The sequence below is a fragment of the Bradyrhizobium iriomotense genome, assembly GCF_018129405.1.
Lineage (GTDB): Bacteria > Pseudomonadota > Alphaproteobacteria > Rhizobiales > Xanthobacteraceae > Bradyrhizobium > Bradyrhizobium iriomotense_B.
In genome coordinates, this window is the sequence record NZ_JAFCLP010000021.1 from 1 (window position 1) to 26,703 (window position 26,703).

20 protein-coding genes are annotated in these 26,703 nt (G+C 64.7%); 10 read left to right on the forward strand and 10 right to left on the reverse strand.

Going from position 1 to position 26,703, the window contains the following annotated elements; genetic code table 11:
- Positions 1 to 246: 246 nt before the first annotated feature.
- Positions 247 to 1,419, reverse strand: coding sequence for a 4-hydroxybenzoate 3-monooxygenase (pobA, locus tag JQ592_RS30940; protein WP_211406523.1), 1,173 nt, complete (start codon positions 1,417 to 1,419; stop codon positions 247 to 249).
- 50 nt (positions 1,420 to 1,469) lie between these two features.
- Between pobA and JQ592_RS30945 the strand changes: the two genes are divergently transcribed.
- Together JQ592_RS30945 and JQ592_RS30950 are read left to right on the forward strand one after the other, a co-directional pair.
- Positions 1,470 to 2,375: a helix-turn-helix domain-containing protein gene (locus JQ592_RS30945; RefSeq protein WP_211406524.1), complete on the forward strand. Its 906-nt coding sequence runs from the start codon at positions 1,470 to 1,472 to the stop codon at positions 2,373 to 2,375.
- 303 nt (positions 2,376 to 2,678) lie between these two features.
- Complete coding sequence (locus JQ592_RS30950) at positions 2,679 to 3,290, forward strand: NYN domain-containing protein (RefSeq protein WP_211406525.1); 612 nt, start codon at positions 2,679 to 2,681, stop codon at positions 3,288 to 3,290.
- Positions 3,291 to 3,314: 24 nt separating this feature from the next.
- Here the strand turns inward: JQ592_RS30950 and pcaG are convergent, their stop codons facing one another.
- Together pcaG and pcaH are read right to left on the reverse strand one after the other, a co-directional pair.
- Positions 3,315 to 3,941, reverse strand: coding sequence for a protocatechuate 3,4-dioxygenase subunit alpha (gene pcaG, locus JQ592_RS30955; protein WP_211406526.1), 627 nt, complete (start codon positions 3,939 to 3,941; stop codon positions 3,315 to 3,317).
- A gap of 4 nt (positions 3,942 to 3,945) precedes the next feature.
- On the reverse strand, positions 3,946 to 4,734 hold the full coding sequence (gene pcaH, locus JQ592_RS30960; RefSeq protein ID WP_211406527.1) for a protocatechuate 3,4-dioxygenase subunit beta: 789 nt from the start codon (positions 4,732 to 4,734) through the stop codon (positions 3,946 to 3,948).
- A 97-nt stretch (positions 4,735 to 4,831) separates the two neighbouring features.
- Here pcaH and JQ592_RS30965 point away from each other — a divergent pair, with 97 nt between their 5' ends.
- From JQ592_RS30965 to JQ592_RS30980, 4 genes are all read left to right on the forward strand, one after another.
- Positions 4,832 to 5,761, forward strand: a complete 930-nt coding sequence (locus tag JQ592_RS30965) for a LysR family transcriptional regulator (RefSeq protein ID WP_211406528.1) — start codon at positions 4,832 to 4,834, stop codon at positions 5,759 to 5,761.
- 80 nt (positions 5,762 to 5,841) lie between these two features.
- Positions 5,842 to 7,146: a nicotinate phosphoribosyltransferase gene (gene pncB / locus JQ592_RS30970; RefSeq protein WP_211406529.1), complete on the forward strand. Its 1,305-nt coding sequence runs from the start codon at positions 5,842 to 5,844 to the stop codon at positions 7,144 to 7,146.
- 235 nt (positions 7,147 to 7,381) lie between these two features.
- Positions 7,382 to 8,695, forward strand: coding sequence for a GGDEF domain-containing protein (locus JQ592_RS30975; protein ID WP_211406530.1), 1,314 nt, complete (start codon positions 7,382 to 7,384; stop codon positions 8,693 to 8,695).
- Positions 8,696 to 9,002: 307 nt separating this feature from the next.
- Positions 9,003 to 11,594 carry an autotransporter outer membrane beta-barrel domain-containing protein gene (locus JQ592_RS30980; RefSeq protein ID WP_246820780.1) on the forward strand — a complete coding sequence of 864 codons (2,592 nt, stop codon included), beginning with the start codon at positions 9,003 to 9,005 and terminating at the stop codon, positions 11,592 to 11,594.
- 10 nt (positions 11,595 to 11,604) lie between these two features.
- Here the strand turns inward: JQ592_RS30980 and JQ592_RS30985 are convergent, their stop codons facing one another.
- On the reverse strand, positions 11,605 to 12,240 hold the full coding sequence (locus tag JQ592_RS30985; RefSeq protein ID WP_211406531.1) for a TetR/AcrR family transcriptional regulator: 636 nt from the start codon (positions 12,238 to 12,240) through the stop codon (positions 11,605 to 11,607).
- Positions 12,241 to 12,291: 51 nt separating this feature from the next.
- Between JQ592_RS30985 and JQ592_RS30990 the strand changes: the two genes are divergently transcribed.
- From JQ592_RS30990 to JQ592_RS31000, 3 genes are all read left to right on the forward strand, one after another.
- A complete protein-coding gene (locus JQ592_RS30990; RefSeq protein WP_211406644.1) occupies positions 12,292 to 12,558 on the forward strand; it encodes a hypothetical protein in 267 nt (88 codons plus the stop codon).
- 355 nt (positions 12,559 to 12,913) lie between these two features.
- Positions 12,914 to 16,318: an acyl-[ACP]--phospholipid O-acyltransferase gene (locus JQ592_RS30995; protein ID WP_211406532.1), complete on the forward strand. Its 3,405-nt coding sequence runs from the start codon at positions 12,914 to 12,916 to the stop codon at positions 16,316 to 16,318.
- 5 nt (positions 16,319 to 16,323) lie between these two features.
- Positions 16,324 to 16,998 carry an esterase/lipase family protein gene (locus JQ592_RS31000; protein ID WP_211406533.1) on the forward strand — a complete coding sequence of 225 codons (675 nt, stop codon included), beginning with the start codon at positions 16,324 to 16,326 and terminating at the stop codon, positions 16,996 to 16,998.
- Here JQ592_RS31000 and tcuB read toward each other — a convergent pair whose 3' ends face one another.
- Genes tcuB through tcuA form a run of 3 tightly spaced genes read right to left on the reverse strand, consistent with a single transcriptional unit; the run spans position 16,999 to position 20,554 of the window.
- Entirely contained in the window at positions 16,999 to 18,099 is a 1,101-nt protein-coding gene (gene tcuB, locus JQ592_RS31005; RefSeq protein ID WP_211406534.1) for a tricarballylate utilization 4Fe-4S protein TcuB, read from the reverse strand. It abuts the gene before it with no gap.
- A 4-nt stretch (positions 18,100 to 18,103) separates the two neighbouring features.
- Positions 18,104 to 19,132 carry an esterase gene (locus JQ592_RS31010; protein WP_211406535.1) on the reverse strand — a complete coding sequence of 343 codons (1,029 nt, stop codon included), beginning with the start codon at positions 19,130 to 19,132 and terminating at the stop codon, positions 18,104 to 18,106.
- Positions 19,133 to 19,162: 30 nt separating this feature from the next.
- Positions 19,163 to 20,554 (reverse strand): FAD-dependent tricarballylate dehydrogenase TcuA, encoded by a 1,392-nt coding sequence (gene tcuA, locus JQ592_RS31015; RefSeq protein ID WP_211406536.1) that lies wholly within the window; start codon positions 20,552 to 20,554, stop codon positions 19,163 to 19,165.
- Positions 20,555 to 20,712: 158 nt separating this feature from the next.
- Here tcuA and JQ592_RS31020 point away from each other — a divergent pair, with 158 nt between their 5' ends.
- Entirely contained in the window at positions 20,713 to 21,396 is a 684-nt protein-coding gene (locus JQ592_RS31020; protein WP_211406537.1) for a GntR family transcriptional regulator, read from the forward strand.
- A gap of 9 nt (positions 21,397 to 21,405) precedes the next feature.
- Here the strand turns inward: JQ592_RS31020 and ybaK are convergent, their stop codons facing one another.
- The 3 genes from ybaK to JQ592_RS31035 all read right to left on the reverse strand — a co-directional run bounded on the left by ybaK (position 21,406) and on the right by JQ592_RS31035 (position 26,580).
- Complete coding sequence (ybaK, locus tag JQ592_RS31025) at positions 21,406 to 21,879, reverse strand: Cys-tRNA(Pro) deacylase (protein ID WP_211406538.1); 474 nt, start codon at positions 21,877 to 21,879, stop codon at positions 21,406 to 21,408.
- 232 nt (positions 21,880 to 22,111) lie between these two features.
- Positions 22,112 to 24,880, reverse strand: coding sequence for a formate dehydrogenase subunit alpha (gene fdhF / locus JQ592_RS31030; protein WP_211406539.1), 2,769 nt, complete (start codon positions 24,878 to 24,880; stop codon positions 22,112 to 22,114).
- Positions 24,877 to 26,580, reverse strand: coding sequence for an NADH-ubiquinone oxidoreductase-F iron-sulfur binding region domain-containing protein (locus JQ592_RS31035; protein ID WP_211406540.1), 1,704 nt, complete (start codon positions 26,578 to 26,580; stop codon positions 24,877 to 24,879). The genes fdhF and JQ592_RS31035 overlap by 4 nt, the downstream gene beginning before the upstream one ends.
- Between the last annotated feature and the right edge of the window lie 123 nt (positions 26,581 to 26,703).

Consider the following 26,703-nt stretch of genomic DNA (forward strand, 5'->3'; position numbering starts at 1 on the left):
AGTACCTGCTTCCTGCTGGAATAGCCGGGCATGCGCTGCGACACAGTGAATCATTCCCCGGACAGCCCTGCCCTTGCGGGAGAGGGTGGCTCGCCGCGAAGCGGCGAGACGGGTGAGGGGTCTCTCTCCGCGCGCGAAACTCTTGCATTCGAGCTTGCCGAAGCAACCCCTCATCCGGCGCTTCGCGCCACCTTCTCCCACAAGGGGAGAAGGGAAGCAGCATCGCGTGCGGCGAGGTCATCTAGCCTAAAACGGCAGGCCCACATAATTCTCCGCGAGCAGGCGCTGCGCTGTCTCCGACGAGAGCAGATAGTCCAGCTCCGTTTGCTGCAGCCGATCCTCATATTCGATCCGGTCGGGGAAACGATGCAGCATCATCGTCATCCACCAGGAGAAGCGCTGCGCCTTCCAGATCCGCGCCAGTGCCTTGGCGGAATAGCCTTTGAGGCCGGAATCGTCCCCGCGCTGATAGTGCGCGAGCATGGCATGGTAGAGATAGTAGATGTCGGAGGCGGCGCTGTTCAGTCCGCGCGCGCCGGTCGGCGGCACGATGTGGGCGGCATCTCCGGCGAGGAACAGGCGGCCATAGCTCATCGGTTCGGCGACGAAGCTGCGTAGTGGCGCGATGCTCTTCTCGATCGACGGCCCCGTGATCAGGCGGCCTGCAACGTCGTCCGGCAGACGGCGCTTCAGCTCGGCCCAGAACGCATCGTCGCCCCAGTCCTCCACCTTGTCGGTCAGCGGCACCTGGATGTAGTAGCGGCTGAGCACCTGCGAACGCAGGGAGCAGAGCGCAAAGCCGCGCTCGTGCTTCACATAGATCAACTCGGGCGACACCGGCTTCGTGCGCGACAGCACCCCGAGCCAGCCGAACGGATAGACCTTCTCATATTCGCGCAGCACGTCCTTCGGGATCGATTTGCGGCTGACGCCGTGAAAGCCGTCCGCGCCGACGACGTAGTCGCAATCGACGCGGATAGTCTCGCCGTTCGAACGGTAGGTCACGTAAGGCCGGTCCGAGGTCAGCTCGTGCGGCGTCACATCCTCGGCATTGTGCACGACCTTGCCGCCAAAGCGGTCGCGCGCCTCGTAGAGATCGCGCGTGAGCTCGGTCTGGCCGTAGACCAGCACCGAATTGCCGCCGGAATGCTTGTGCAGGTCGATATGGGACAGAATGCCGTCATGGGCAATCTCGAACCCGTTGTGGATCTCGCCCTCGCGGTCCATCCGCTCGCCGCATTGCGCCTCGCGCATCAGTTTTGCAAAACCGTGCTCGAGCACGCCGGCGCGGATCCGGGCCAGCACGTGGTCGCGGCTGTACTTCTCCAGCACGATCGTGTCGATGCCCTTGAGATGCAGGAGCTGGGACAGCAGCAGCCCGGAGGGCCCACCGCCGATGATACAGACCTGAACTTTCATTTTTGCGTCCTCCCGTCGGCACTTTTTTGCAGATTTGGCGCTGCAGACCGATGGAGGGTTTCGCCATTGTCTTGTACTATTCGAACATGAGAAACGTGGCCCCTGCCCCGGCGATCCGGGTCTACAATCTGTTCGGCGAGTCCGGCGATCTGCCCGACGTCGTGCATTGCGAGACGATCGCGTCCCGCTCGGTGCTGCATGACTGGACGCTCGCCGTGCACCGTCATGCCCGGCTGCACCAGGTGCTGCTGATCGAGCGCGGCGGCGGCGAGGCGACGCTCGACGGGCGCGTGGCGCCGTTGAAGCCGATGCAGATCGTCAACGTGCCGGTCGGACACGTCCACGGCTTCCGCTTCGAGCCGGATACCCAGGGCTGGGTATTGACCATCGCCGCCGAGATCCTGGACGAGGCGCTGCTCGCCGCCGAAGGCCTGCGCGGAGCCCTGTCGCAATCGGGCGTGGTTCGCGGCACGCCGCAGATCCGCACCACCATGAAGCAGATTTTTGCAGAGCACGCCGCGCGCGATTTCGGCCGCGCCCATGTGCTGCGCGCGTTGTCGGCGGCCATGATCGGACTGGTGGCCCGCGCGATCACCAGTGAGAGCGGCGGCAATGGCACTGCGGAAAGCGGCCTGTTCCGCCGCTTCGAAGCACTGCTTGAGCAGCATCATCTGGAACGCTGGAGCGTTGCGGACTACGCGGACGCGCTGTCGATCACCCCGACCCATCTCAACCGCGTGACACGAGCGGCAACGGGCGACACCGCCTCGCACCTGATCCTCAACCGGCTGATTCGCGAGGCGCGGCGCAACCTCGTCTACACCAACCTGCCGGTCTCGACGATCGCCTACGCCCTCGGCTTCGAGGACCCCGCCTATTTCAGCCGGGTCTATGCGGCCGCCACAGGACTGTCGCCGCGCGCCTTTCGCGCGCAGCTGCATGACGGCGAAGGCTGACCATCGGACGTTGCCGACGCGCCCCACTTACCTTCGTATATGGGGTGCTATCCTTTGGATAGAGGCCCCTTACCTCAGTACAATTGAGTAGATGGTGCGCTCGCCTTAGCGTGGCTGCATTCGGCGCCCTGGCGCTGGTGGCATGGAACTCCTCCCTGACCTTGGCGCAAGGCGGCCACCCCTGTCCGGTCGCCGGCGCCGCTTTTTCAGCAGGCGATCGGCGCCTTCGGTGTTTTGCGCCGACACACGGTGCCCTGGCGGCGAGACAGGCTGGCTTCGTGCGGAACTGGAGATTTGTGCATAATGTCTTCAATTGGGAAGATCGCACTCTTTATCGATGGCGCCAATCTCTATGCCACCTCCAAGGCGCTCGGCTTCGACATCGATTACAGGCGTCTGCTCGGCGAATTTCAAAGCCGAGGTACGCTGTTGCGCGCCTTCTACTACACGACGGTCATCGAGGATCAGGAGTTCTCGTCAATTCGTCCGTTGATCGATTGGCTCGACTACAACGGATACACCGTCGTCACCAAGCTCACCAAGGAGTTCGTCGACGCTACCACCGGCCGCCGCAAGGTGAAGGGCAGCATGGATGTCGATCTCGCCGTGAGTGCGATGGAGCTTGCCGAACATGTCGACCAGATCGTGTTGTTCTCGGGCGATGGGGATTTTCGCTCGCTGGTGGAATCCCTGCAACGCCGCGGTGTCCGCGTGACGGTCGTCTCCACGCTCTCCACTCAGCCACCCATGATCGCCGACGACCTGCGCCGGCAGGCGGACGTCTTCATCGATCTGGCTGAACTGAAACAAAAGGTGGGGCGCGATCCGGTCGAGCGACCGGTATCGCGCGAGGTGCGGCAGCCGCCGCAATTCCTCGCGCGCGGAACGGCCAAACGCGACGACCGGGTGGAGTGACCCTGCGAGACGGCCGACGGATTCTCACACGTCGAAGAACACCGTCTCCTCCGGCCCCTGCAAATTGATCGTGAAGGAATACACGACCTTGCCGGCGCGCTCGCTGCGCTTTGCGATCAGCGTCGAACGCCGGGCCGGCTGTTCGATCAGGTTGAGCACGGGATCGGCGGCATTGGCGGCCTCTTCGTCCGAGAAATAGAGCCGCGTGTTGAGACCGATATTGATGCCGCGCGCGACGATCCAGACATTGACGTGCGGCGCGCATTTGCGCCCCGCCTTGTCAGTGATGGCGCCGGGCTTGATGGTCTCGAAGATGACGAGGCCGCTGTCGAAGTCGGAGCCGGCACGGCCCCAGCCGCGAAACTCTTCCTCCAGTGCACCGGTCGAGCGATCGGCCGGATGGTTGTAGCGGCCGGCCGCATTGGCCTGCCAGATCTCCAGCAGCACGTCGCGCAGCGGCGTGCCGGTGCCGTCGAGCACCCTGCCTTCCAGTGTGATGCGTTCGCCTTTGGTGTTCGGCGTCACCAGCACGTTGGAAAAGTTCTTCTCGAAGATGTCGAAGCCGGCCATGGCTGGAATCAGGCCGATATGGACATAGGGCCCGGCGGTCTGCGAAGCGGTTTCCTTGAGATAGTTGAGCGGCTGCGGCATCGGCTCAGTTCCCCGCGGTACGGTTTTCAAAATAGGTGGAACGCTGGCCGCGCAGGACGATGTCGAAGCGATAGGCGAGCGAGTCGAACGGCGTCGAGGCGTTGAGGTCGAGCGGCGCGACCAGGCGGTCGAGCGCGTCCTTGTCCGGAATGGTCGTCAGGATCGGGCAGACCGGGATCAGGGGATCGCCCTCGAAATACATCTGGGTGATCAGGCGCTGCGCAAAGCCCGAGCCGAACACCGAGAAGTGGATGTGGGCGGGGCGCCAGCTGTTGACGTAGTTGCGCCAGGGATAGGGCCCCGGCTTCACGGTGCGGAAATAATAGTAGCCGGTATCGTCGGTCAGCGCGCGGCCGCAGCCGCCGAAATTGGGATCGATCGGCGCCAGATACGTATCCTTCTTGTGCCGGTAGCGGCCGCCGGCATTGGCCTGCCAGAACTCGACCAGCGTGTTCGGAACGCCCCGGCCGGTTTCGTCCAGCACGCGGCCGTGGACGATGATGCGCTCACCGACGGGATCGCCGTCCTTGGCGTAGTTGCGGATCAGGTCGTTGTCGAGCGGGCCGAGATCGTTGTGGCCGAACACCGGGCCCGTGATCTCCGAGACCGAATTCTCCAGCGACAGCAGCGCCTGGCGCGGGGAGCGCAGCACCGAGGATTTGTAGCCGGGCGCATGCGCCGGCGGATGGATGGAGCGGTCGCGCTGGAAGAAGCCGCCATCGCCGAGCGGCGATGCGAACGGCTCGGGGCGGTTGAGGCGGGGATCCTGCAAGGCTGGCGCCTGGGCATTCATCGGCGTTGTCTCTCCCTTGGGCGTCCCGGGGTCCGGGTGCGCAGCTTATGGAACGATAATGCCGCCACCTATTCTCAAGATAAATAGATCGATTATAATGAATTCCATGAAAGAAATCGATCATTTGGCCCTCGATGGCCATGCCCTCGAACTGTTCCTCGCGGTGCTGGAGGAAGGTTCGGTGACGGCGGCGGCAACCCGGCTCGGCCTGACGCAATCCGCGGTCAGCCACGGACTGAACAAGCTGCGGCGGATTGCCGGCGACCCGCTGTTCGCCAAGGCGGGCCGCGGCATCGTCGCCACCGCGCACGCCCAGGCGCTGGCCGCGAAGGCGCGGGCGCTGATCGACGAGATGCGGAGCTTTGCCGGCGGCGTCAGCTTCGCGCCGGCGCAGGCGCAGCTTTCGCTGACGATCGCTGCCAACGACTTCCAGCGCGACCTGTTGCTGCCGCGGTTCTTCGATCATGTCGCCGGCCAAGTGAAGAACCTAAACCTGCGCGTCATCCCCTCGCAATCCCCCTCACCCGCCATGCTGCGCGAGAACCGCTGCGATCTCATGATCACGCCGCTGCCGCCGTCCGGCGTCGACATCGTGCAGAAGCGGCTGCTCAGCGATCACTACGTCTGCTATTACGATCCCAAGACACGCGCGGCGCCTTCCGACCGCAATGCCTATCTCGCCGCGCGCCATATCACCGTCGTCTATACCGATAATGAGAGGCTCGATTTCGATCGCCGCCTCGCGGCCAACGGCTGCCACCGCGACATCGCGATCTCGGTGCCGAGCTTCTCGGGCGTACCCTCGTTCCTGCGCGGCTCGCAGATGCTCGCGAGCATGCCGAGCCTGCTCGCGTCCGGCGTGATGGGGGGCTTCGCACAGACGCGGATTCCGCTGGCATCGCGCACGCGAACGCTGGCCGAACTGCCGATGTTCATGGTTTGGCACCAGCGCTACCAGAAGGACCCGGCCCATCGCTGGATCAGGAGCCAGCTCGAGACCGTCGCGACGACGGCAGCCGGAGACTGAGCTCCCGCTCCAAATTCGCGGAAGCCAGCCCCTCGCCAAACCCACTGGTTGCGCGGGGGCCGCCACGCTAGAATTGCCCCATGACAGTGACCGACATTGCGAGCCGGACCTACAATCACAGCTGGCGGCTGGATCCCATTATCCGCAGCCTGCTTGATACCGACTTCTACAAGCTATTGATGTTGCAGATGATTCGGGAAGATTACCCGGATCAGAAGGTGACCTTCTCGGTCATCAACCGCTCGCGCCATGTGCGGCTCGCCGAGATCATCGACGAGGGCGAGCTGCGCGCTCAGCTCGACCACGCCCGCACCATCCGCTTCACCAAGAAAGAGCTGATCTGGCTGGCCGGTAACACGTTCTACGGCAGGACCCACATGTTCTCGGCGGAATTCATCCGCTGGCTCGCCGAATTCCGCCTTCCCGAATACGAGTTGCGCAAGGTCGAAGGCCAGTACGAATTGCACTTCCACGGGCCGTGGACCCACACCTCGATGTGGGAGATCCCGGCGCTCGCGATCCTGAACGAGCTGCGCTCGCGCGCGGCGATGAAGGGCCGCGGCCGCTTCGAGCTCGACGTGCTCTATGCCCGCGCCAAGGCCAAGCTGTGGACCAAGGTCGAGCGGCTGCGCAAGCTGGAGAACTTGCGGCTCTCCGACTTCGGCACCCGCCGCCGCCACGGCTTCCTCTGGCAGCGCTGGTGCGTCGAGGCCGTGAAGGAAGGCCTGGGCCCCTCCTTCATCGGCACGTCCAATGTGCTGCTCGCGATGGACAACGATCTCGAAGCGATCGGCACCAACGCCCATGAGCTGCCGATGGTCGCGGCCGCACTTGCCAAGGACGACGAGGAGTTGCGCTGGGCGCCCTATCGCATCCTTGACCAGTGGCGCCAGACCTATGGCGGCAACCTCCTGATCGCACTGCCCGATGCCTTCGGCACCAAGGCCTTTCTGCGCGATGCGCCGGAATGGGTCGCCGACTGGACCGGCTTCCGCCCGGACAGCGCACCACCGATCCAGGCCGGCGAGGAGATCATCGCTTGGTGGGAGAAGAAGGGCCGCAACCCCAGGGACAAGCTGCTGGTCTTTTCCGACGCGATGGACGTCGGCTCGATCGAGGACACCTATCACCATTTCACCGGCCGGGTGCGGCTGTCGTTCGGCTGGGGCACCAACCTCACCAACGACTTCGTCGGCTGCACGCCGGACGGCTCATTCAATCTCGATCCGATCTCACTGGTCTGCAAGGTGTCGTCGGTCGACGGCCATCCGGCCGTCAAGCTCTCCGACAATCCGGAAAAGGCAACCGGCCTGCCCTCGGAGATCGAGCGTTACTTGCGCGTGTTCGGCGACGTCGGCCGCGTGCGCAAGCCGGTGCTGGTCTAGCAATTCTCTCGATCGAGTAAACCGCACGCGACGAATGCGCGGCATTGGTCCGCCGATACCGCGTCAGTTCCGCTTCAATGGTATTTGAAGCGATCTGCGGCCATCCACTTCATGACGCCTTCACCCTGCGATGTGGTCCTGCGCTGTTTTCAGCCCGGGTTAAGCAACCTTCTCCTCTACTTGGCGTTGCAGGCAACGCTCCGCTGGGGTCGTTGAGCGATTTGGGGAACGCAGGGTGTTTCGCAGAACAGAGTCGTCGACGAAGGGACGCAGCTTCCTTCACGTCATCAAGCTCGTCTCGCCTTTCGTGATGGTCGTCGTGCTCCAGGCGACGATTGCGGGATTCAGCCTCGAGGTGATGTCGTCGGTCCGCGCCTATGTCGCGGGCGAAGCGCTCTGGTCGCGCTCGCAGAAGAACGCGGTCTATTTCCTCAATCTCTATCTGCATTCGGGCGAGAAGAGCCAGTTCGCGCAATATCAGGCCTCGCTCGCCGTTCCCATCGGCGACGAGTTCGCGCGCTGGGCGCTCGAGCGCGATCCAGTCGACGTCGAGGCCGCCCGCATCGGCTTCCTGCAAGGCGGCAACCACCCTGATGACGTTCCGGGATTGATCTGGCTGTTTCGCTACTTCAGTGGCGTCAGCTTCCTCCAGGAAGCGATCCGCGAGTGGGCTGCCACCGATCCCATGCTGCTGGAGCTGAGCGTCTTCGGCGAGGTCATCCGGTCCGAGCTGGCGAAGGGCCCCGTTCAGGACAACGGCCGCCTGCAATTCCTGTCGGCGCGGCTCTCGGAGCTCAACACCCAATTCACGGTGCATGCCAAGCGCTTCTCCACCGTCCTCGGCGAAGGCTCCCGCGCCATCAAGCTAACGCTCACCTGCATCAACATCGTCACCGCCGGGACGTTGATCCTGCTCCTGATCTGGCACACGCGGCGACTGGTGCTGCAGCGACAGGCCTTCGAAGACGCACTACATGCCGAGAAGGAGCGCCTCGCCTGGCAGGCATCTCACGACTGGCTGACGGGCCTTTCCAACCGCCGCGCCTTCGAGGCGCGCCTGCAGAACGAGCTGGACAATGTCGCGGCGGGTCCGCTGGGACTGATCCTGCTCGACCTCGACCAGTTCAAGAACGTCAACGACAGCTGCGGCCATCTCGCGGGCGACCGCCTGCTTTGCCAGGTCTCCAGCCTCCTGCAACAGGACCGGCGGCCGCATGACCTGGTGGCCCGGCTCGGCGGCGACGAGTTCGGCCTGATCCTGCCGCAGTGCTCGCCGTCGAACACCGTCGATATCGCCGAACGGCTGCGGCGCTCGCTCGAGCTGTTCAGCTTCGCCTGGGACGATCGCTGCTTCGCGGTCACCGCCAGCGTCGGCGTCACCTGCATCGCCGACCGCGACACGACGCTCGAGGAAGCGATGCGCCGCGCGGATGCTGCCTGCTACCGCGCCAAGGAAAAGGGCCGCAACCGGGTTCAGGTCGACAGCGTGAGACCGGACGTCGTCGTCGTTGCAGCCCGGGCGCGCGAAGCCGTCGCGGCACGAGGCTGATACCGGCCGGTGCCATCGCAACCCGCCGGCATCCGATCGCGGACATTGCCCAAGGGCCTCGAGACGCGAAATGATGTGACGTCGCAGCCACATGGCTCCCAAAATGGTTGCGTCTTTCGCATTTCGCCACACCAACTTGCGCCCTGGTCCACGATAGTCGGAGCCTCCCTCGCTAAGGATAGCACCAGCCAACGTTGCGGCCCGAATCCGATCGGACCGCAATAGGAGTTAGCAGGTGCTTTGGATTGATTTGCTGGCCCCACCGGAGATCCGTCGCGCGACGACGTGTCGACGGCGCGGGCTTCTCTTGAACGTCGCGATCGGCGCTCTTGCCATAGGCAGCGCACTGCCGTGGCTCGCCGCTCCGGCCGAAGCTGCGTGCGTGATCACCGGAAGCGGCACGCAACTCGGGCTCCAGTCGGGCGACCTCATTACCTGTACCGGCGCGGGGAATACCACCGTTCAGACGAACCCGGCCGTCAGCGGTGTCACGGTCAATATCGGCGACGGTACCGCGACATCGCTGGACGGTGCAGCCCTTCCTGGCGTGCTGTTCGACACCGCATCGAATAGCGCCGTCAATGTCCTCAACAACGCGACGATCACCTCCGCCAACTCGGGCATTCTCGTCTCCGGCGGCAGCAACAACAGCGTGACCATAGGCGCCGGAGCGACCATTGGCACGACGAGCCAGGGTTCGATTGCAGTCGTTGTCGATGGTTCGAACAACAACACCGTCGTCATCGGAGGTACTGCTGGAAATCTGACGTCCGGCACGGCGGGTTTCGGTATCACCAACGCGTCGGGTAACAATCAGGTCAGCATTCTGTCGGGCGGCGTGGTCCAGGCGAGCAACAACAACGCCCTCAACCTCAACGGCGCAGGCGACGGAAACGTCATCAACAATGCCGGCACGATCTCGAGCGCTTCGAATTATGCGATCTTCGGCTCGGCCAGCCAGGACACCGTCATCAACTCCGGCACGATCTTCGGAAATTTCTTCAACAGGGCAGTCGATCTCAAGGACGGCAACGACGTCTTCGAGCTGCGCGCCGGCTCGAGCATCACGGGCTGGGTCCTGGGCGGCAACGGAACGGACACGCTGCGCTTCGGCGGGGTGGCCAATAGCACGTTCGACCTCGGCACATTCGGCGCGGCGAACCAGTTCCGGGAATTCGAGACGCTGGAAAAGACGGGCAGCTCCACCTGGACGCTGACGGGCTCGACGACGGACACAGCGATCATGAACGTCCAGGCCGGTACCCTCATCGTCAACGGCGCAATGCCTAGTGTTGTGACGACGGTCAGCAGCGGCGGCACCCTTGGCGGCAACGGCAATGTCGGCGATCTCATCGTGCTGTCGGGCGGCAGGGTCGCACCCGGCAATTTCGGTTCGCTCACGAGCTACGGCAATACGACATTCAATGCCGGCTCGACCTATGCGATCACCGTCAACGCGGCCGGCCAATCCGACAAGATTGCGGCCGTGACCGCGACGTTGAACGGCGGCACTGTCGCCGTTACCACGCTTGCGGGCGCCTACGGCGCATCGACACAATATACGATCCTGACTACGACGACCGGCCTCACCGGCGCTTTCTCCGGCGTGACGCTCAGCGGATACAATCCGCAGTTTTTCACCTCCGCCCTCAGCTATGACGGGTCCTCGGTCTTCCTGACGCTCAACTACAACAACAGTGCGTTTCCCGTTATCGCCCAGACGCTGAACCAGAAGGCCGTGGCCGGCGCACTGAGCGCATTCGGCGCCAATCTGCCTTTCCTGTCCTCCTTTGCAGGCCTCAGCGACGCCCAGCTCCGTTACACTCTGGACCAGCTCTCCGGGGAAGCTGCCACCGGCACGCGGCAGGGTGCCTTCCAGTTCACGGGCCAGTTCCTCGGCCTGATGCTCGATCCCTTCGTTGACGGCCGAGGGATCAGCGCAGGCACGGGCGGGACGGTGCTCGGCTTCAGCCCCGAACGCACCGCGTTGCCGGAAGCCATCGGTCTCGCCTACAACAAGGCCCTGGGCGTCCCAGCCACCAAGGCGCCAGCCTTTGCAGAACGCTGGACGGCCTGGGGCACGGCGTTCGGCGGCACCAATCGGACCAATGGCGACCCTGTCGTGATCGGCAGCCGCGACCTCAACGCGCGGGCCGGCGGCGTCGCGGCCGGCGCCGACTATCACTTCAGCCGCAACGCGCTGGTCGGCTTCGCGCTCTCGGGCGGTGGCACCAAATGGGATCTTGCGCAGGCAATCGGCGGCGGCAAGAGCGAGGCGTTGCAGGCCGGCGTCTACACCGCCGTACGCAGCGGGCCGGCCTATTTTGCTGCCTCTCTCGCCGTAGCCAATCATTGGATGTCGACGGATCGCTTCGCACCGTTCGGCAATCAGCTCACAGCGAAGTTCGACGCACAAACCGTCGGTGGCCGCATCGAGGGCGGCTACCGCTTCGCCACGCCGATCGGTGGCTTCACGCCCTACGCGGCAGCGCAGACGCAGGCGTTTCGCACGCCGACCTATACCGAGACTGATCTGGCCGGGAGCGGCTTCGGCCTGACTTATCAGGGACGCACCGCCTCCGACACACGGAGCGAGGTCGGCGCGCGTTTCGATCGCGCGACACTGCTCACGCCGAATTCGGTCCTGACGTTGCGCGGTCGCGCGGCCTGGGCGCATGATTGGGTGAGCGATCCGACGCTCGTCGCTGCATTCCAGGCGCTGCCTGGCGCGAGCTTCATCGTCAATGGCGCGACGCCGGCAAAGGACGCCGCGCTCGCGTCCGCCGGTGCCGAGCTGAAGTTTTCGAACGGCGTCGCGCTGTCCGCCAAGTTCGACGGCGAGTTCGCGGCGCGCAGCACGACCTATTCCGGCACGGCGAGCCTGCGATACGCCTGGTAGCGGCGGCACCTCATCGAGAGGGCCGCGCGCCGACCGGCAGAATTCCGAGCCCGGCGAGATGCGTATCGACGAACTGCTCGACCTGCTGGCGCAGCATCTGGGGCGGCACCGCCACCATGCGCTCCTCGAGGCCGAGCGAGATGATGCCGTGCACCGCGGAAAACAGGGTGCGCGACAGCAGCGCGATCTTCACATCATCCGCATCCGGTAGCACCCGCACCAGGGGCGCGTGCATCAGCGCGAAGGCATCCATCACCATCTGAAGGATGTCGTCCGGATAAGGCCGATCGTCCTCCATCCGGTGCTCGAACAGCGACCGCAGCAGATTGGCGTGCTCCGCAAAGAATACGAGATAGGTCTCGGCAAGCCCGTAAAGCTGACGAATGGGATCCTCGGCCGGAACCCCGCGCAGCTGCGCCGTGAGCGCCTGAACGGTCTCCCGGTTAACGGTCAGAATCACCCCGTCGAAGTCGCCGAACTCATTATAGACGCTGCCGACCGAGCACCCGGCGGCCTCCGCGACGTCCCGAACTTTGAGTGATCTCAATCCCTTAGCCGTAATAATGCTACGGGCGATCTCCAGGATCTGGAGCCGGCGCCGATTTTTTTTCTGGTCCCGCAGCGATTCTTCTTGAACATTGTTCATTTTCAAGTTACTCATGTGAACAATGTTCAATTTAACCCGGAGACCAGCAAAATGCAAACCCTAGCTTTTGATATCGCCGCCACCTTCATCGATGACGCCGCAGCCCTCATGACCGGCCTCGGCCGGGCCCTGCTCAAGTTTGCGATGGCGCCGATCGATCGCATCGCCAATGCCTGCGACATTGCCGGCGTGCTCGCCGAGCGGCGCGCCACCTTCCGGATGTGGCGGGCCAACCGCGGCCGCGGCCGCCGCGAAGGCCACAGGTTCAGCCTGCTTGGTCGCTTCTCGCCCTTTCGCCACCTCGCCCATCTCACCTGAAACGCGCGGGACGAAGCGGTTCGAATGCAAGGAAAGGCCGCAATGAAGGACTTACCATTTGCCGACATTCGCGGCCGATGTCGCGGGCCTTACCGATGCGGTTCAGTTTTTGCTCACGGCCCATCGCATATCCGGGTCAGCGCGGCCCTTCCGTCCAAAGCCGACGTGGCCGCGTCAGGAATTTGCGAACCTAACGGGACCATTTGGAGACCAACAGGATCAGAGGGACCAAGGGGACGGGGCAGGCCAGACGACAACAGTCACTCTGCAATCGTTCGTCCCATGCCCTTCCGGTCGTGACACTTTCACCGCCAAAGTAACAACCTCAGGCTGCCTTTTCAAAACAGGACTAGTCATGATCAGGGAATTGATGTCGTCACGCCGCTTCGCGCCGCTGTTCTGGGCGCAATTCTTTTCGGCGCTCAATGACAACGTGCTCAAGAACGCACTCGTCATCATCCTGCTTTACAGTGCCGCGACCGGCCATGGCGATGCGCTGGTGACTGTGGCAGGCGCCGTCTTCATCTTTCCCTATTTCATCCTGTCCGGGCTCGGCGGCCAGCTCGCCGACAAATACGTCAAATCCGTCGTCGCACGGCGGCTCAAATTCGCCGAGATCTTCGCCGCGGGCTTTGCCGCCGCCGGCTTCTTCCTGCATTCGGTGCCGCTGCTGTTCGCAGCGCTCGCGCTGTTCGGCACCATCGCCGCCCTGTTCGGCCCGGTGAAATACGCCATGCTGCCGGACCAGCTCGAGCTCGGCGAACTCGCGACCGGCAACGCGCTGGTCGAAGGCGCGACCTTCATGGCGATCCTGCTCGGCACCGTCGCCGGCGGCCAGTTCGTCGCCGGCTCCGCGCATATGGGCTGGGTCGCCTCGGCCGTGGTCGTGCTGGCCCTGCTGTCCTGGGCTTTCGCCTCCCGCATTCCGCAGACAACGCCCTCCGCGCCCGATCTGCCCGTCGATGCCAATCCCTGGACCTCGACGCTCAGCCTGCTGAAGACGCTCTACGCCGACCACCGGCTGTGGGACGGCACCGTGATCGTCTCCTGGTTCTGGCTTGTCGGCGCCATCGTGCTGTCGCTGCTGCCGGCACTGATCAAGGAAGTGGTCGGCGGCACCGAGGGCGTGGTGACGCTGTGCCTTGCGATCTTCGCGATCGGCATCGCCATCGGCTCGCTGTTTGCCGCAAGCCTGAGCCACGTTCGTCCCAACCTCGCGCTGGTGCCGATCGGCGCCATCATCATGGGCTTTGCCGGCCTCGATCTCGCCTTCGCCATCGCCGTGACCACCAAGGGGCAGGATATCGCCGCGGCCAGTTTCGCCACCTCGTTCGCCGGCCTGCGCATGCTGGCCGACTTTGTCGCCTTCGCTTTCGGCGGCGGCTTGTTCGTCGTCCCGTCCTTCGCTGCGGTCCAGGCCTGGTCGGAACCCTCCGAGCGCGCCCGCATCATCGCTGCCGGCAACGTGCTGCAAGCTGCCTTCATGGTGGTCGGCTCGCTGTTCGTCGCGCTGCTGCAGGCGGGCGGGCTGCATGTCGGCTGGATCTTCTTCGGCCTCGGCGTCGCCAGCTTCGGCGCAGTGTGGTTCGTGCTGACGAAATGGGGCAAGGAAGGCGTGCGCGATGCCGGCGGACTGCTGTTCCGCGCCCTCTTCCGCACCGAGGTTCGCGGCCTCGAGAACCTGCCGCCTCCGGGCACGCGCATGCTGATCGCGCCCAACCATGTCAGCCTGATCGACGGCCCGCTGCTGCACGCCGTCCTGCCGATCGACGCGAGTTTTGCGGTCGATACCGGCATCGCCAAGGCCTGGTGGGCCAAGCCGTTCCTGCGCGTGGTCAAGCACTACACCATGGATCCGACCAAGCCGCTGGCCGCACGCGACCTGATCAAGCTCGTCGCCGCCGGCGAGCCTGTCGTCATCTTCCCGGAAGGACGCATCACCGTCTCCGGCTCGCTGATGAAGGTCTATGACGGCACCGCGATGATCGCAGACAAGGCCGACGCCGTGGTCGTGCCGGTTCGCATCGAAGGCGCGCAGCGCTCGCATCTCAGCTACCTCAACTCTAGCCAGATCAAGCGTTCCTGGTTTCCGCGGGTGACGGTCACGATCCTGCCGCCGGTCAAGCTTCCAGTCGATGAAGCGCTGAAGGGCAAGGCGCGCCGCAATGCCGCTGGCGCCGCGCTCCAGGACGTGATGATCGACGCCCTGGTGAAGAACGCCATGCTCGATCACTCGCTGTTCGAGGCGCTCGGACACGCCTATCGCGACCGCGACACCGGCAAGGTCATCATCGAGGACGCGCTCGGCACCAAGCTGACCTATCGCAAGCTGATCCTCGGTGCGCAGGTCCTGAGCCGCAAGCTGGAAACCGGCACCGCCGCCGGCGAGAATGTCGGCGTCCTGCTGCCAAACTCCGCGGGCGTTGCCGTCGTCTTCATGGCGCTGCAAAGCATCGGCCGCGTCCCGGCGATGCTCAACTTCTCGGCTGGCCCGGTCAACGTCCTCGCCGCCATGAAGGCCGCGCAGGTCAAGACCGTACTCACCTCGAAAGCCTTCATCGAGAAGGGCAAGCTCGACAAGCTGATGGCCGCGATCTCCGCGGAAGCTCGCGTCGTCTATCTCGAGGACGTCCGCGCCTCGATCGATCTGACCGACAAGATCAAGGGCCTGCTCGCCGGCACCGCGCCGCGCGTCGTCCGCCAAGCGAACGATCCGGCCGTCGTACTGTTCACGTCGGGTTCTGAAGGCACGCCCAAGGGCGTGGTGCTGTCCCACCGCAACATCCTCGCCAACGCGGCGCAGGCACTGGCGCGGGTCGACGCCAACGCCAATGACAAGGTGTTCAACGTGCTGCCGGTGTTCCACTCCTTCGGGCTGACCGGCGGGATGATGATGCCGATGCTCGCGGGCATTCCGATCTACATGTACCCCTCGCCGCTGCACTACCGGATCGTGCCGGAGCTGATCTATCAGACCGGCGCAACCATCCTGTTCGGCACCGACACGTTCCTCACCGGCTACGCCCGCTCGGCGCATGCCTACGACTTCCGCACCCTGCGTCTCGTGATCGCCGGCGCCGAGGCGGTCAAGGACCGCACGCGGCAGGTGTTCATGGAGCGCTACGGCATCCGCATTCTCGAAGGCTATGGCGTCACCGAGACGGCGCCGGTGCTGGCGATGAACACGCCGATGGCCAACCGTCCGGGCACCGTCGGCCGCCTGTCGCCGCTGATGGAAAGCCGCCTCGATCCGGTTCCCGGCATCGAGGACGGCGGACGCCTCTCGGTGCGCGGACCGAACGTGATGCTCGGTTACTTGCGGGCCGAAAATCCCGGCGTGCTCGAAAAGCTCCCCGAGGGCTGGCACGACACCGGCGACATCGTGGCGATCGACTCCGCGGGCTTCATCACCATCAAGGGCCGCGCCAAGCGCTTTGCCAAGATTGCGGGCGAAATGGTCTCGCTGTCGGCGGTCGAAGCCATCGCGACGGCGCTGTGGCCGCAGGCCGCTTCGGTCGCGGTGTCGATCCCGGACCAGCGCAAGGGCGAGCGCATCGTGCTGCTGACGTCGGAGAAGAATGCCGAGCGCAGCGCGATGCAGGCCCAGGCCAAGGCGATCGGCGCGTCCGAGCTGACCGTGCCCGCAACGATCATGGTGGTCGACAAGGTGCCGCTGCTCGGCACCGGCAAGACCGACTATGTCACGGCAACGACGATGGCCCGCGAGCAGGCGTCCTCGCCGGAGCGCGAGGTCGCGTAAACGAGATGCACGAGGCGCCTCAATCAGGCGACGCGCGATGCTCCGGAGTTGTTCTGCTTCACGGCATCGCGCGGACCTCGGCATCCCTGACGAAACTGGAACGGGCGCTCCAAGCGAGCGGGTTCACGACGCTCAACATCGACTATCCCAGCCGCCGCAAGCCGATCGCGGCCATCGCGGACGACATTCACCCGTCGATCGCCCGTTTCGCCGAACGTGACGCGCCGCTGCATTTCGTCGCGCATTCGATGGGCGGCCTCGTCGCGCGCGCCTATATCGCAAGACACCGCCCGGCCCGGCTTGGCCGCGTCGTGATGCTGGGCACGCCGAACAGCGGCAGCGAGGTCGCCGATCTCCTGCAGGGATTTCTGCCCTACCGCACTTTCTACGGGCCGGCCGGCCTCGAGCTCACCACCACGCCTGCGACCGCGCCGAATGCCCTCCCCGCCATCGACTATCCGGTCGGCGTGGTCGCCGGAAACCGCTTCATCGATCCTGTCGCCGGCCTCTTCGTTCTGCCGAAGCCCAATGACGGACGGGTGTCGGTGCAGAGCACGATGCTGGCCGGCATGACTGACCATGTCATCGTGAAAGCATCCCACACCGGGCTTCCGCGTCACGCCGGCGCGATCGAACAGACGATCGCCTTCCTGCGCGACGGCCGCTTCCAACCGACCTGATTAGGTGGCCGAGCGCCGCTCCTGCGCGTAACGCACCAACGCCACGAAACGGTAGATACCGTGCACGAACTTGCCATAGGGCATGGTGATGAACAGCGCAAACACCGCACCGAGATGCAACGCGAGCAGCGGCCCCATCGCAGCAGTCTCGCGAAGGACCAGAAGCAGCATGCCGGTCAGGCCGGTCAGGAACAGCATGGCGATGAAGCCAACGTCCATGCCATAGCGGCTCTCGTCGAGCAATGCCGGATCGCGCCGCATCCTGGCCGTGAACAGGCCGATCGGCCCGACGATCAGGCCGATGCCGCCCAGCGTGCCGAGCACGACCGGCAGATCCCACCACGGATACGGCGCCTCGCGCCCCAACAGATAGTGATAGAGCGTCGCGACCGAGGTCGCGGCAAAGCACAGCAGGAAGCCGTAGAAGGTCAGGTGGTGATAGAGCTTGCGCCGGTCGGTCGGCCGGTCGTCCTCGTTGTAGCAGCCGACACCGCCGCCATGGAGATAGCGTAGCTCGCCGGCATCGCGGACCGCCTGGAAGATCGAGCCACCGTCGGCCCGGCCACCGATGGCGGGACCGATGTCGCGCCAGAACGCACGCACGCTCATGACGAGGGCCAGGATGGCGTAGAGGAAGGCGGCGCTAAACAGCGCAGCCATCGCATTGTGCGGCATCAATTTGTAAAACGCGCCGGGACCGGTGTGGACGCCGAACAGCACACTGCGGTCGTTCAGGGCCGCGAAGCCGAGGACGAAGGCCGCCATGCTGAGCGCCGCGGCGATACTGATGACAAGGCCGTTGCGCGCGAAGGCGCCGGACAGCGCCTGCGGCCAGGCATAGGCCGCATAGGACTCGGCACGCGCAACCGCCAGCGTCTTCGGGACGTTGACGTTGAACTCGTGCGGCGGCGAGAACTGGCAATCGACATAGCAGGCGCCGCAGGAATGGCAGAGGTTGGCGAGATAGTTGAGGTCGCCGTCGGAGAAGGCGCGCCGCATCTCCATCGCTGGAAATACCGCGCAAAGACCCTCGCAGTAGCGGCAGGAATTGCAGACCGTCATCAGACGGTCGGTCTCGTCGAGGATTCTGGTTCCGTGCATGGGTCTACTTCGTCAGGCCCTTTGCCTCGAGCCATTTCTGGATCAGGCCCGCGACCTCGAGGTTGTTCTTGTCCATCATCACCATATGCGAATTGCCCTTGATGCCGGCCTGCGGGAGGTCGACGATATCGACGCTGCCGCCGGCCGCCTTGATGGCATCCGCAAAGGCGACGCCGCTGGCGCGGATCTTCGGCCAGCGGGCATCGCGCTCGATATAGTCGCCGTAGATGATCAGGGTCGGAATGTTCTTCAGCACATCCGCCTTGGCGGGATCGCCGATGCCGGCCGGCTCGATCGCGATCAGCGCCTTGACCTTGTCGGGCCGGGCTTGCGCCACCTTGAAGCCGAAGCTGCCGGCCTGGCTGTGAGACAGGATCACCGAGGGGCCGACGCGGTCGATCTCGGCGATATAGGCGGCGACGGTCGCATCATCAGTCGTGGTCCAGCGCGGGACGTTCTGCTTGACGAAGTTCTCGTAGCCCTCGACCGGAAACTGGTTGCCCGGCAACACTTTTCGCTTGGCGGGATCCGGATCGTAGGAGTCCGGCCCATCGCCGATGCGAAAGCGCGCGAACGGATTGGACGTGGTGAGAAAGACCGGCTCGCTCTTGAAGATATCAGGATATTGCGCCCAGCCTGCGCGTCCGCGCTCCACCGCGTCGGAATTGTAGACCGCCCACCCCTTGCGCAGGAAATAGTTCAGCCAACCTTCGCGTCCGTCCGGCGTGGTCTCGTAGGTGACGCCGGTCAGTCCGCCGCCGTGCCACATCAGCAGCGGATAGGTCCCCTTCTCATTGGTGGGCAGGAAATATTGCACGTACATCTGTTCGACCTGATAGGTGCCGTTGGGATCGACCTTGGCCGGCACGCCGCCGGGCGTGAACATGACCTCCTTCACCGGCTTGCCGGAGATCTCGACAAGACGCCCACCGACATGGAACGAGCCCATGTCGCGCAGAGTGATCGGCTCGGCGGCGTGGGCGTGGCCGGCGATCAGCAGCGCCGTGATCGAGGCAATGGCAATGCGCGACATGGTTTCTCCCTTCGTCTTTCTTCTTGATCGCTAGTTTTTCGCGTGGCGTGCCGCTTCGCGTCCGGCGATCCGCCCGAATACGCTGCCGATGGTCATGCCCATGCCGGCCGCATAGCCCTGGCCGAGCACGTTGCCCGCCATGATCTCGCCGGCCGCGAACATGTTGGCGGACGGCTTGCCGTCAGCCATCAGCATGCGCGCCTCCTTGTTCACGCGCGTGCCGAGATAGGTGAAGGTGATGCCGGGCCGGACCGGATAGGCAAGATAAGGCGGCGTCTCGATTTTGCGCGCCCAGTGCGTCTTGGGTGGTGTGATCCCCTCGGTCACGCAGTCATCCAGAATTGTGTGGTCGAAGGTGCCAGGCCGCACCGCGGCGTTGAACTCGGTGATCGTCTTTTCCAGCGCAACCGGATCGAGCTCCAGCTTGCCGGCGAGTTCGGCGACGCTATGCCCGGCGATCGGCGGGAACAGTGTCGGCATGAAGCTCGCGACGACGGTGGAATCGAAGATGATGTAGGCGATCTGGTCGGGCTGGGCCGCGACCAGCCGGCCCCAGATCGCGTAGCGCTTCGGCCAGATGTCCTCGCCCTCGTCATAGAAGCGCTGGGCGTGCTTGTTGACGACGATGCCGAACACGACGGAGTCGTGACGTGTGATGATGCCGCCGTCGAATTTCGGCGCGCGGGCGTCGATCGCGACCGCGTGGCACTGCGTGGGATCGCCGACCTCCTGCACGCCCTTGTCGAGCAGCATCTTCAGGATCGAGCCGCGATTATAGGGCGTGCCGCGAATCAGGAAATTGTCGGCGGCCTCGCCCCAATATTGCTTCAGCCAGTCGATGTTGGCCTCGAAGCCGCCGGCGGCGGCAACCAACGACGTGGCGCGGATCTCGGTCTCCCCCTTGACCGGCCGCTTGAGGCGCGCGGCGAGGAACATGCCATCCTCGATCACGAGGTCGGTGACCTCGGCGTCGTATTCGACATCGACACCGAGTCGTTCGGCGGTCAGGTACAGCGCATTCAGCATCGCGCGGCCGCCACCGAGGAAGAAGGAGTTGGTGCGGCCGAGGCTCAGCGTGCCGCCAAGCGAGGGCTGCCAACGCACCCCCTGCTCCACGATCCAGTTCAGGATGTCCTTGGACTCCCGGATCATGTGACGGGCCAGTTCTTCGTCGGTCTTCCCGCCGGTGACCAGCAGCAGATCCTTCCAGAACTCCTCCTCGGTGTAGGGGCCGGTCAGGATTTCCGTCGCAGCATCGTGGGCACAACGCATGTTGCGGGTGTGCCGGGTGTTGCCGCCTCGGTAGAATTTTGGCGCGCCTTCGAGCACGAGGACGGAGGCGCCGCCGCGGCGCGCCGAGATCGCCGCGCACAGCGCCGCGTTGCCGCCGCCGATCACCAGCACGTCGTATTTGCTGCTCATGCCGTCCGTCCGATGCGACGAGGTTGGAGACATTCTGCCGCTGGCTGACGCCGATCAACCGGCCCGCCATTGCGTACTTTTGTATACAAAGATATACAGAAACGGCGCAAGCGACATCTCTGCATGGGCAGGATGCGCTTGGCGGCCGACGAGGATGCATGGCCAGACGCCCGGCAAAGACAGGCGGATCAATCGGACGCGGCGGCGGCGTGGCGCTGGGGGAAGCCGTGTTCCGCTCGCTGTGCGAGGCGCTGCAGGCCGGTAGTTACCGCGCCGGCGACCGGCTGCGCGAGGAGGAGGTCGCGCAGCGCCTCAAGGTCAGCCGCACGCCGGTGCGGGAAGCGCTGGGCCGGCTCGCGGCGCGCGGCTTCGTCGAGCCCGCCGGCGGCCGCGGCCTGATCGTCCGCAACCTGGACGTCTCGGAGGTGCTGGAGCTCTACGCCATGCGCGAAATCATGGAAGGCGCCGCCGCGCGCCTCGCCGCCGGGCATGCCTCCGCCCCCGAGGTCGACGCGCTCAGGGATATCGAGCAGGCCTTTGTCGAATCCTCCGCAGCCGACGCCGCCGAGATGGCGAAGCTCAACCGCGCCTTCCACGAGGCGATCTGCCGTGCTGCGCGCAATCGCTATCTCGACAACGCCTCCCGCGAATTGCAGGACTGGATCGCCCTGCTCGGCCCGACCACCTTCACAGTGACCGGACGCCCCTCGACCAGCCACGGCGAGCATCAGGCGATCATCGACGCGATCGCCGCGCGCGACGGCGACAAGGCCGAGCAGCTGGCGCGCGCGCATATCCGCGAAGCGCTGCGCTGCCGGTTGAAGCTGTTGCAGAAGCAATAGACGAGGCGCTCACGCCAGCACGTCGGCGACGACTGCCTTCAGCACATCCTTGACGTCACCGGGCTTCAGCCGCACCTGCAAGCCGCGCTGGCCGCCATTGAGGTAGACCAGGTCGTGCGCGAGCGCACTCTGCTCGATCACGGTGCGCACGGGCTTGCGCTGCCCGAACGGGCTGATGCCGCCGACCTTGAAACCGGTGACGCGTTCGGCCTCCGGCGGCTTCATCATCTGCGCCGACTTGCCGCTCGCCGCGGCCGCGAGCTTCTTCATCGAGACCTCTTGGTCTGACGGAACGACCACACAGACCGGCTTGCCGTCCACCAGCGCCATCAACGTCTTCAGGACACGCGCCGGGTTCTCACCGAGCGCGGCGGCGGCCTGGAGCCCGATGCTCTCGGCGTCGGGATCGTAGTCGTAGGCGTGGACGGTGAAGGCAACACCGGCGGCCGTGAGCGTGCGGGTGGCTGGGGTGACTTTGGACATGGGTGATGTTTAGCACCGTCGCCGCCCGCGGCGAAGTGCATAGCGCCGCACCTTCAGCTGTCGTCCTGGCGAAAGCCAGGACCCATTACCCCAGGGTAGAGTTTGGCGAAGACTAGTGGGGCGCGGTACTATTACCGATCCCAATCGTTAGATCACGCGGTATGGGTCCTGGCTTTCGCCAGGACGACACCGAGATTAGATCCGGCGTGGTGCCGCCAAACGACGACCGCCCCTATTCCGCCGCGTCCCGCATCTCCGCGCGCTCGGCGCGTGCCGCGCAGAACTTGAACTCCGGGATCTTGCCGAACGGATCGAGCGCCGGGTTGGTGAGCAGGTTTGCTGCCGCCTCCGCGTAGCAGAATGGCATAAACACCATGTTCTCCGGCACGTCGCGGTCGGAGCGGACCTTGACCTCGACGGCGCCGCGGCGGGTCTCCAGGCGAATGAAGTCGCCCGGCGCGAGCTTCTTCTTGCGCATGTCCTTCGGCGACATGAAGGCAACCGCCTCCGGCTCGATCTGGTCGAGCACCTGGGCGCGGCGCGTCATCGAGCCGGTGTGCCAGTGCTCCAGCACGCGGCCGGTCGACAGCACCATCGGGTATTCGGCGTCGGGCAGCTCGTCCGGCGGAATGACCTTCGCCGGCACGATCTTGCCGCGGCCGCTCGCGGTCGGGAAGCCCGTGGTGAAGATGATCTCGTTGCCGGGCTTGTTGGGATCGTCGGCTGGATAGGTGACCGCGCCTTCGCGCACCAGCCGCTCCCAGCTGATGTTCTTCAGCGACGGCATCAGCTCCGCCATCTCCGTATAGACATCGCCAGGGCCGGCATAATTCCAGGGCAGGCCCATGCGCTTGCCGATCTCCTGGATGATCCAGAGATCCTGCCGTGCATCGCCCGGCGGCTTGATCACCTGGCGCGCGAGCTGCACGCGGCGGTCGGTGTTGGTGAAGGAGCCGTCCTTCTCGGCGAAGGCCGAGGCCGGCAGGATGACATCGGCGTGGAACGCGGTCTCGGTGACGAAGAGATCCTGCACCACGAGATGATCGAGCATGGCGAGCGCATGGCGCGCATGCTGCAGATCCGGATCGGACATCGCGGGGTTCTCGCCCTCGATATACATGCCCTTGATCTCGCCGGCATGGATCGCGTTCATGATCTCGACCACGGTCAGGCCGCGCACGGGATCGAGATCCTGGCCCCACAGCTTCTCGAAGGCGCCGCGCATGTCGTCGCGACCGACCGGCTGGTAATCCGGCAAGAACATCGGGATCAGGCCGGCGTCGGAGGCGCCCTGCACGTTGTTCTGGCCGCGCAGCGGATGCAGGCCGGTGCCGGGACGGCCGACCTGGCCGGTGATCAGCGCCAGCGCAATCAGGCAACGCGCATTGTCGGTGCCATGGACGTGCTGGCTGATGCCCATGCCCCAGAAGATGATCGACGATTTTGCCCGCGCATAGGTGCGCGCGACCTCGCGCAGCGTCTGCGCCGGGATGCCGCAGATCGGCTCCATCTTCTCCGGCGTGAATTCCTTGATCTTCTCCTTGAGGTCCTCGAAACCCTCGGTGTAGCCGGCGATGTACTGGTCGTCGGTCAGGCCCTCGGTGATGATCGTGTTGATCATCGCGTTCAGCATCGCGACGTCGGAGCCGGGCTTGAACTGCAGATGCTTGGTCGCATGACGCGACAGCGACTGCCGGCGCGGATCCATCACGAACAGCTTGGCGCCGTTCTGCTTGACCGCGTTCTTGATGAATGTCGCGGCGACCGGATGGTTCACGGTCGGATTGGCGCCGATCACGATGATGACTTCGGCATCCATCGCGGCGGAGAACGGCGCCGACACCGCACCGGAACTCAGGCCTTCGAACAGCGCTGCGACCGACGAGGCGTGGCACAGGCGGGTGCAGTGGTCGACATTGTTCGAACCAAAGCCGGTGCGCACCAGCTTCTGGAACAGATAGGCCTCTTCGTTCGAGCCCTTGGCCGAGCCGAAGCCGGCGAGCGCCTTCACGCCCTTCTCATCGCGGATCTTGACGAGGCCCTTGGCGGCGATGTCGAGCGCTTCCTCCCAACTCGCTTCACGGAAATGCGTGAACGGATTGGCCGGATCGACCTGGTCGTTGGCATCCTTCTTCGCATTCGGCAGCCGCACCAGCGGCTTGGTCAGGCGATGCGGGTGGTGGATATAGTCGAAGCCGAAACGGCCCTTCACACAAAGGCGATTGTGATTGGCGGGACCGTCACGGCCTTCCGCATAGATCACCTTCTCGTCCTTGACCTCGTAGGTCACCTGGCAACCGACGCCGCAGAACGGACAGAGCGAATCCACTTTCTTGTCGGCGTAGGTGACGCGGGTCTGCTTGTCGTCGAGCATCACGGCCGGCATCAAAGCACCGGTCGGACAGGCCTGCACGCATTCGCCGCAGGCAACGCAAGTGGACTCGCCCATGGGATCGTCGAAGTCGAACACGATCTTGGCGCCATGGTTGCGGTAGGCCATGCCGATGACGTCGTTGACCTGAACCTCGCGGCAGGCGCGCACGCAGAGGCCGCACTGGATGCAGGCATCGAGATTGACGCGCATCGCCGGATGGCTGGCGTCGGTCGCCCAGCGCTCGGCGGCAGGGAAGCGGCTCTCGGTGACGCCCGTGGCCTCGGCCCAGTGCCAGAACTTGGAATCCGGATCGTGCGAAGTCTCGCGCGCCGGCTGGTCGGCGACGAGCAGCTCCATCACCATTTTTTGCGCCGACACCGCACGCGCGGATTCCGTCTTCACCTTCATGCCGACCGACGGCGTGCGCTTGCACGATGCCGCCAGCACGCGCTCGCCCTCGATCTCGACCATGCAGGCGCGGCAATTGCCGTCGGGGCGATAGTCGGGCGCCGGCGAGTAGCAAAGATGCGGAATGTCGCGGCCCTGACGTTTGGCGACTTGCCAGATCGTCTCGCCGGGATTGGCCTCGACCTGCTTGCCGTCGAGCTCGAACGTAATCTTCGTCATTCGGCCGCTTCCTTGAACTCGTCAGGGAAATATTTGATCACGGAGGACAGCGGATTCGATGCCGCCTGTCCGAGCCCGCAGATCGAGGCGTCGCGCATCGCCTGGCTCAATTCTTCCAGCAAGGCACGGTTCCAGACTGGCCTCTGCATCAGCATAGCCGCCTTCTGGGTTCCGACGCGGCACGGCGTGCACTGGCCGCAGCTCTCGTCCTCGAAGAACTTCATCAGGTTCAGTGCGGCTGCGCGCACGCTGTCCTTCTGCGACAGGATGACGATCGCGGCCGAGCCGATGAAGCAGCCGTATTTCTCCAGCGTGCCGAAATCGAGCGGGATGTCGTCCATCGATGCCGGCAGAATGCCGCCGGACGCGCCGCCAGGAAGATAAGCGTAGAACTGATGGCCGTCGGCCATGCCGCCGCAATATTCGTCGATCAGCTCGCGCACGGTGATGCCCGCAGGCGCGAGCTTCATGCCGGGATTCTTGACGCGGCCCGACACAGAGTAGCTGCGCAGGCCGTGACGCTCATGGCGGCCATGACCCTTCCACCAATCGGCGCCCTTCTCGACGATGTCGCGCACCCACCACAGCGTCTCGACGTTGTTGATGAGCGTCGGCAGGCCGAACAGGCCGACCTGGAACGGATAAGGCGGCTTGTGCCGGGGCAGGCCGCGCTTGCCCTCGATGCTTTCCAGCAGCGAGGATTCCTCGCCGCAGATATAGGCGCCGGCGCCGCGGCGCATGTGCAGCGTCGGACCGCCCGCGGGCAGCTTTGCGATCTCGCGCTCCAGGATTTCGCGCGAGGCCGGATATTCATCGCGCAGATAGATGTAGACGTCAAAGGCCTGCACCACATGCGCGCCGATCAGCATGCCCTCGATGAAGCGGTGCGGATCGCTCTCGAGATAGACGCGGTCCTTGAACGTGCCGGGCTCGCCCTCGTCACCGTTGATCGCCATCAGCCGCGGACCGGGCTCGCCCAGCACCGCGCGCCATTTGCGTCCCGTCGGGAAGCCGGCGCCGCCGAGGCCGCGCAGCGAGGCATCGTCGAGCGACTTCAAGAGATCGTCCTTCGACAGCTCGCCCGAGCGCAGGCGATTGAGCAGCTTGTAGCCGCCGCCGGCGACATAGGTGTCGTAGTCGATATAATCAGGCAGATGTGCGTGGGTGTCGCCAGCTTTCGCGGTCGCCATGACGTTGGCGACGGTCGCATGATCCACGAAGTTGTGGCCGACTTCGGCAGCCGGCGCGGTATCGCAGCGACCGACGCAAGGCGCGCGCACGACGCGGATGCCGGGGCCGGACGCGCTCTGCAGATCCTCCAGCAGCTTCTCGCCGCCGAGCATCGCGCATGTCAGCGAATCGCAGACGCGGATCGTCAGCGGCGGGATGCTTGGCTCGCCCTCCTTCACCACGTCGAAATGCGCGTAGAAGGTCGCGGTCTCGAACACTTCGGCAAAGGCGAGCTTCATCTCGTCGGCGAGCGCGGCGAGGTGCGCGGCCGAGATCTGGTGATACTTGTCCTGGATCAGGTGCAGATATTCGATCAGAAGATCGCGCCGCCGCGGCCTGTCGCCGAGCAATTGCTCGATCTCGTGCGCGGCGATCGGATCGACCTGCCGCCCCTTGGGCGTGGCCTTGGCTCGCTTCCGTCCCTCGCCCGGATGTTCGAACGTTCGGACCTCGTGCACGTCGTGGCTCATCGATTCGTCTCGATCTCGTCTTTTAGAACGGCTCCAGTTCTAGCTTCTGGCATGCCAGATGCCAAGCAAATTATCATGCTCACGGAAGCAGTTAAGCGCGGCCCAAGGGCAACCCTGGATCGC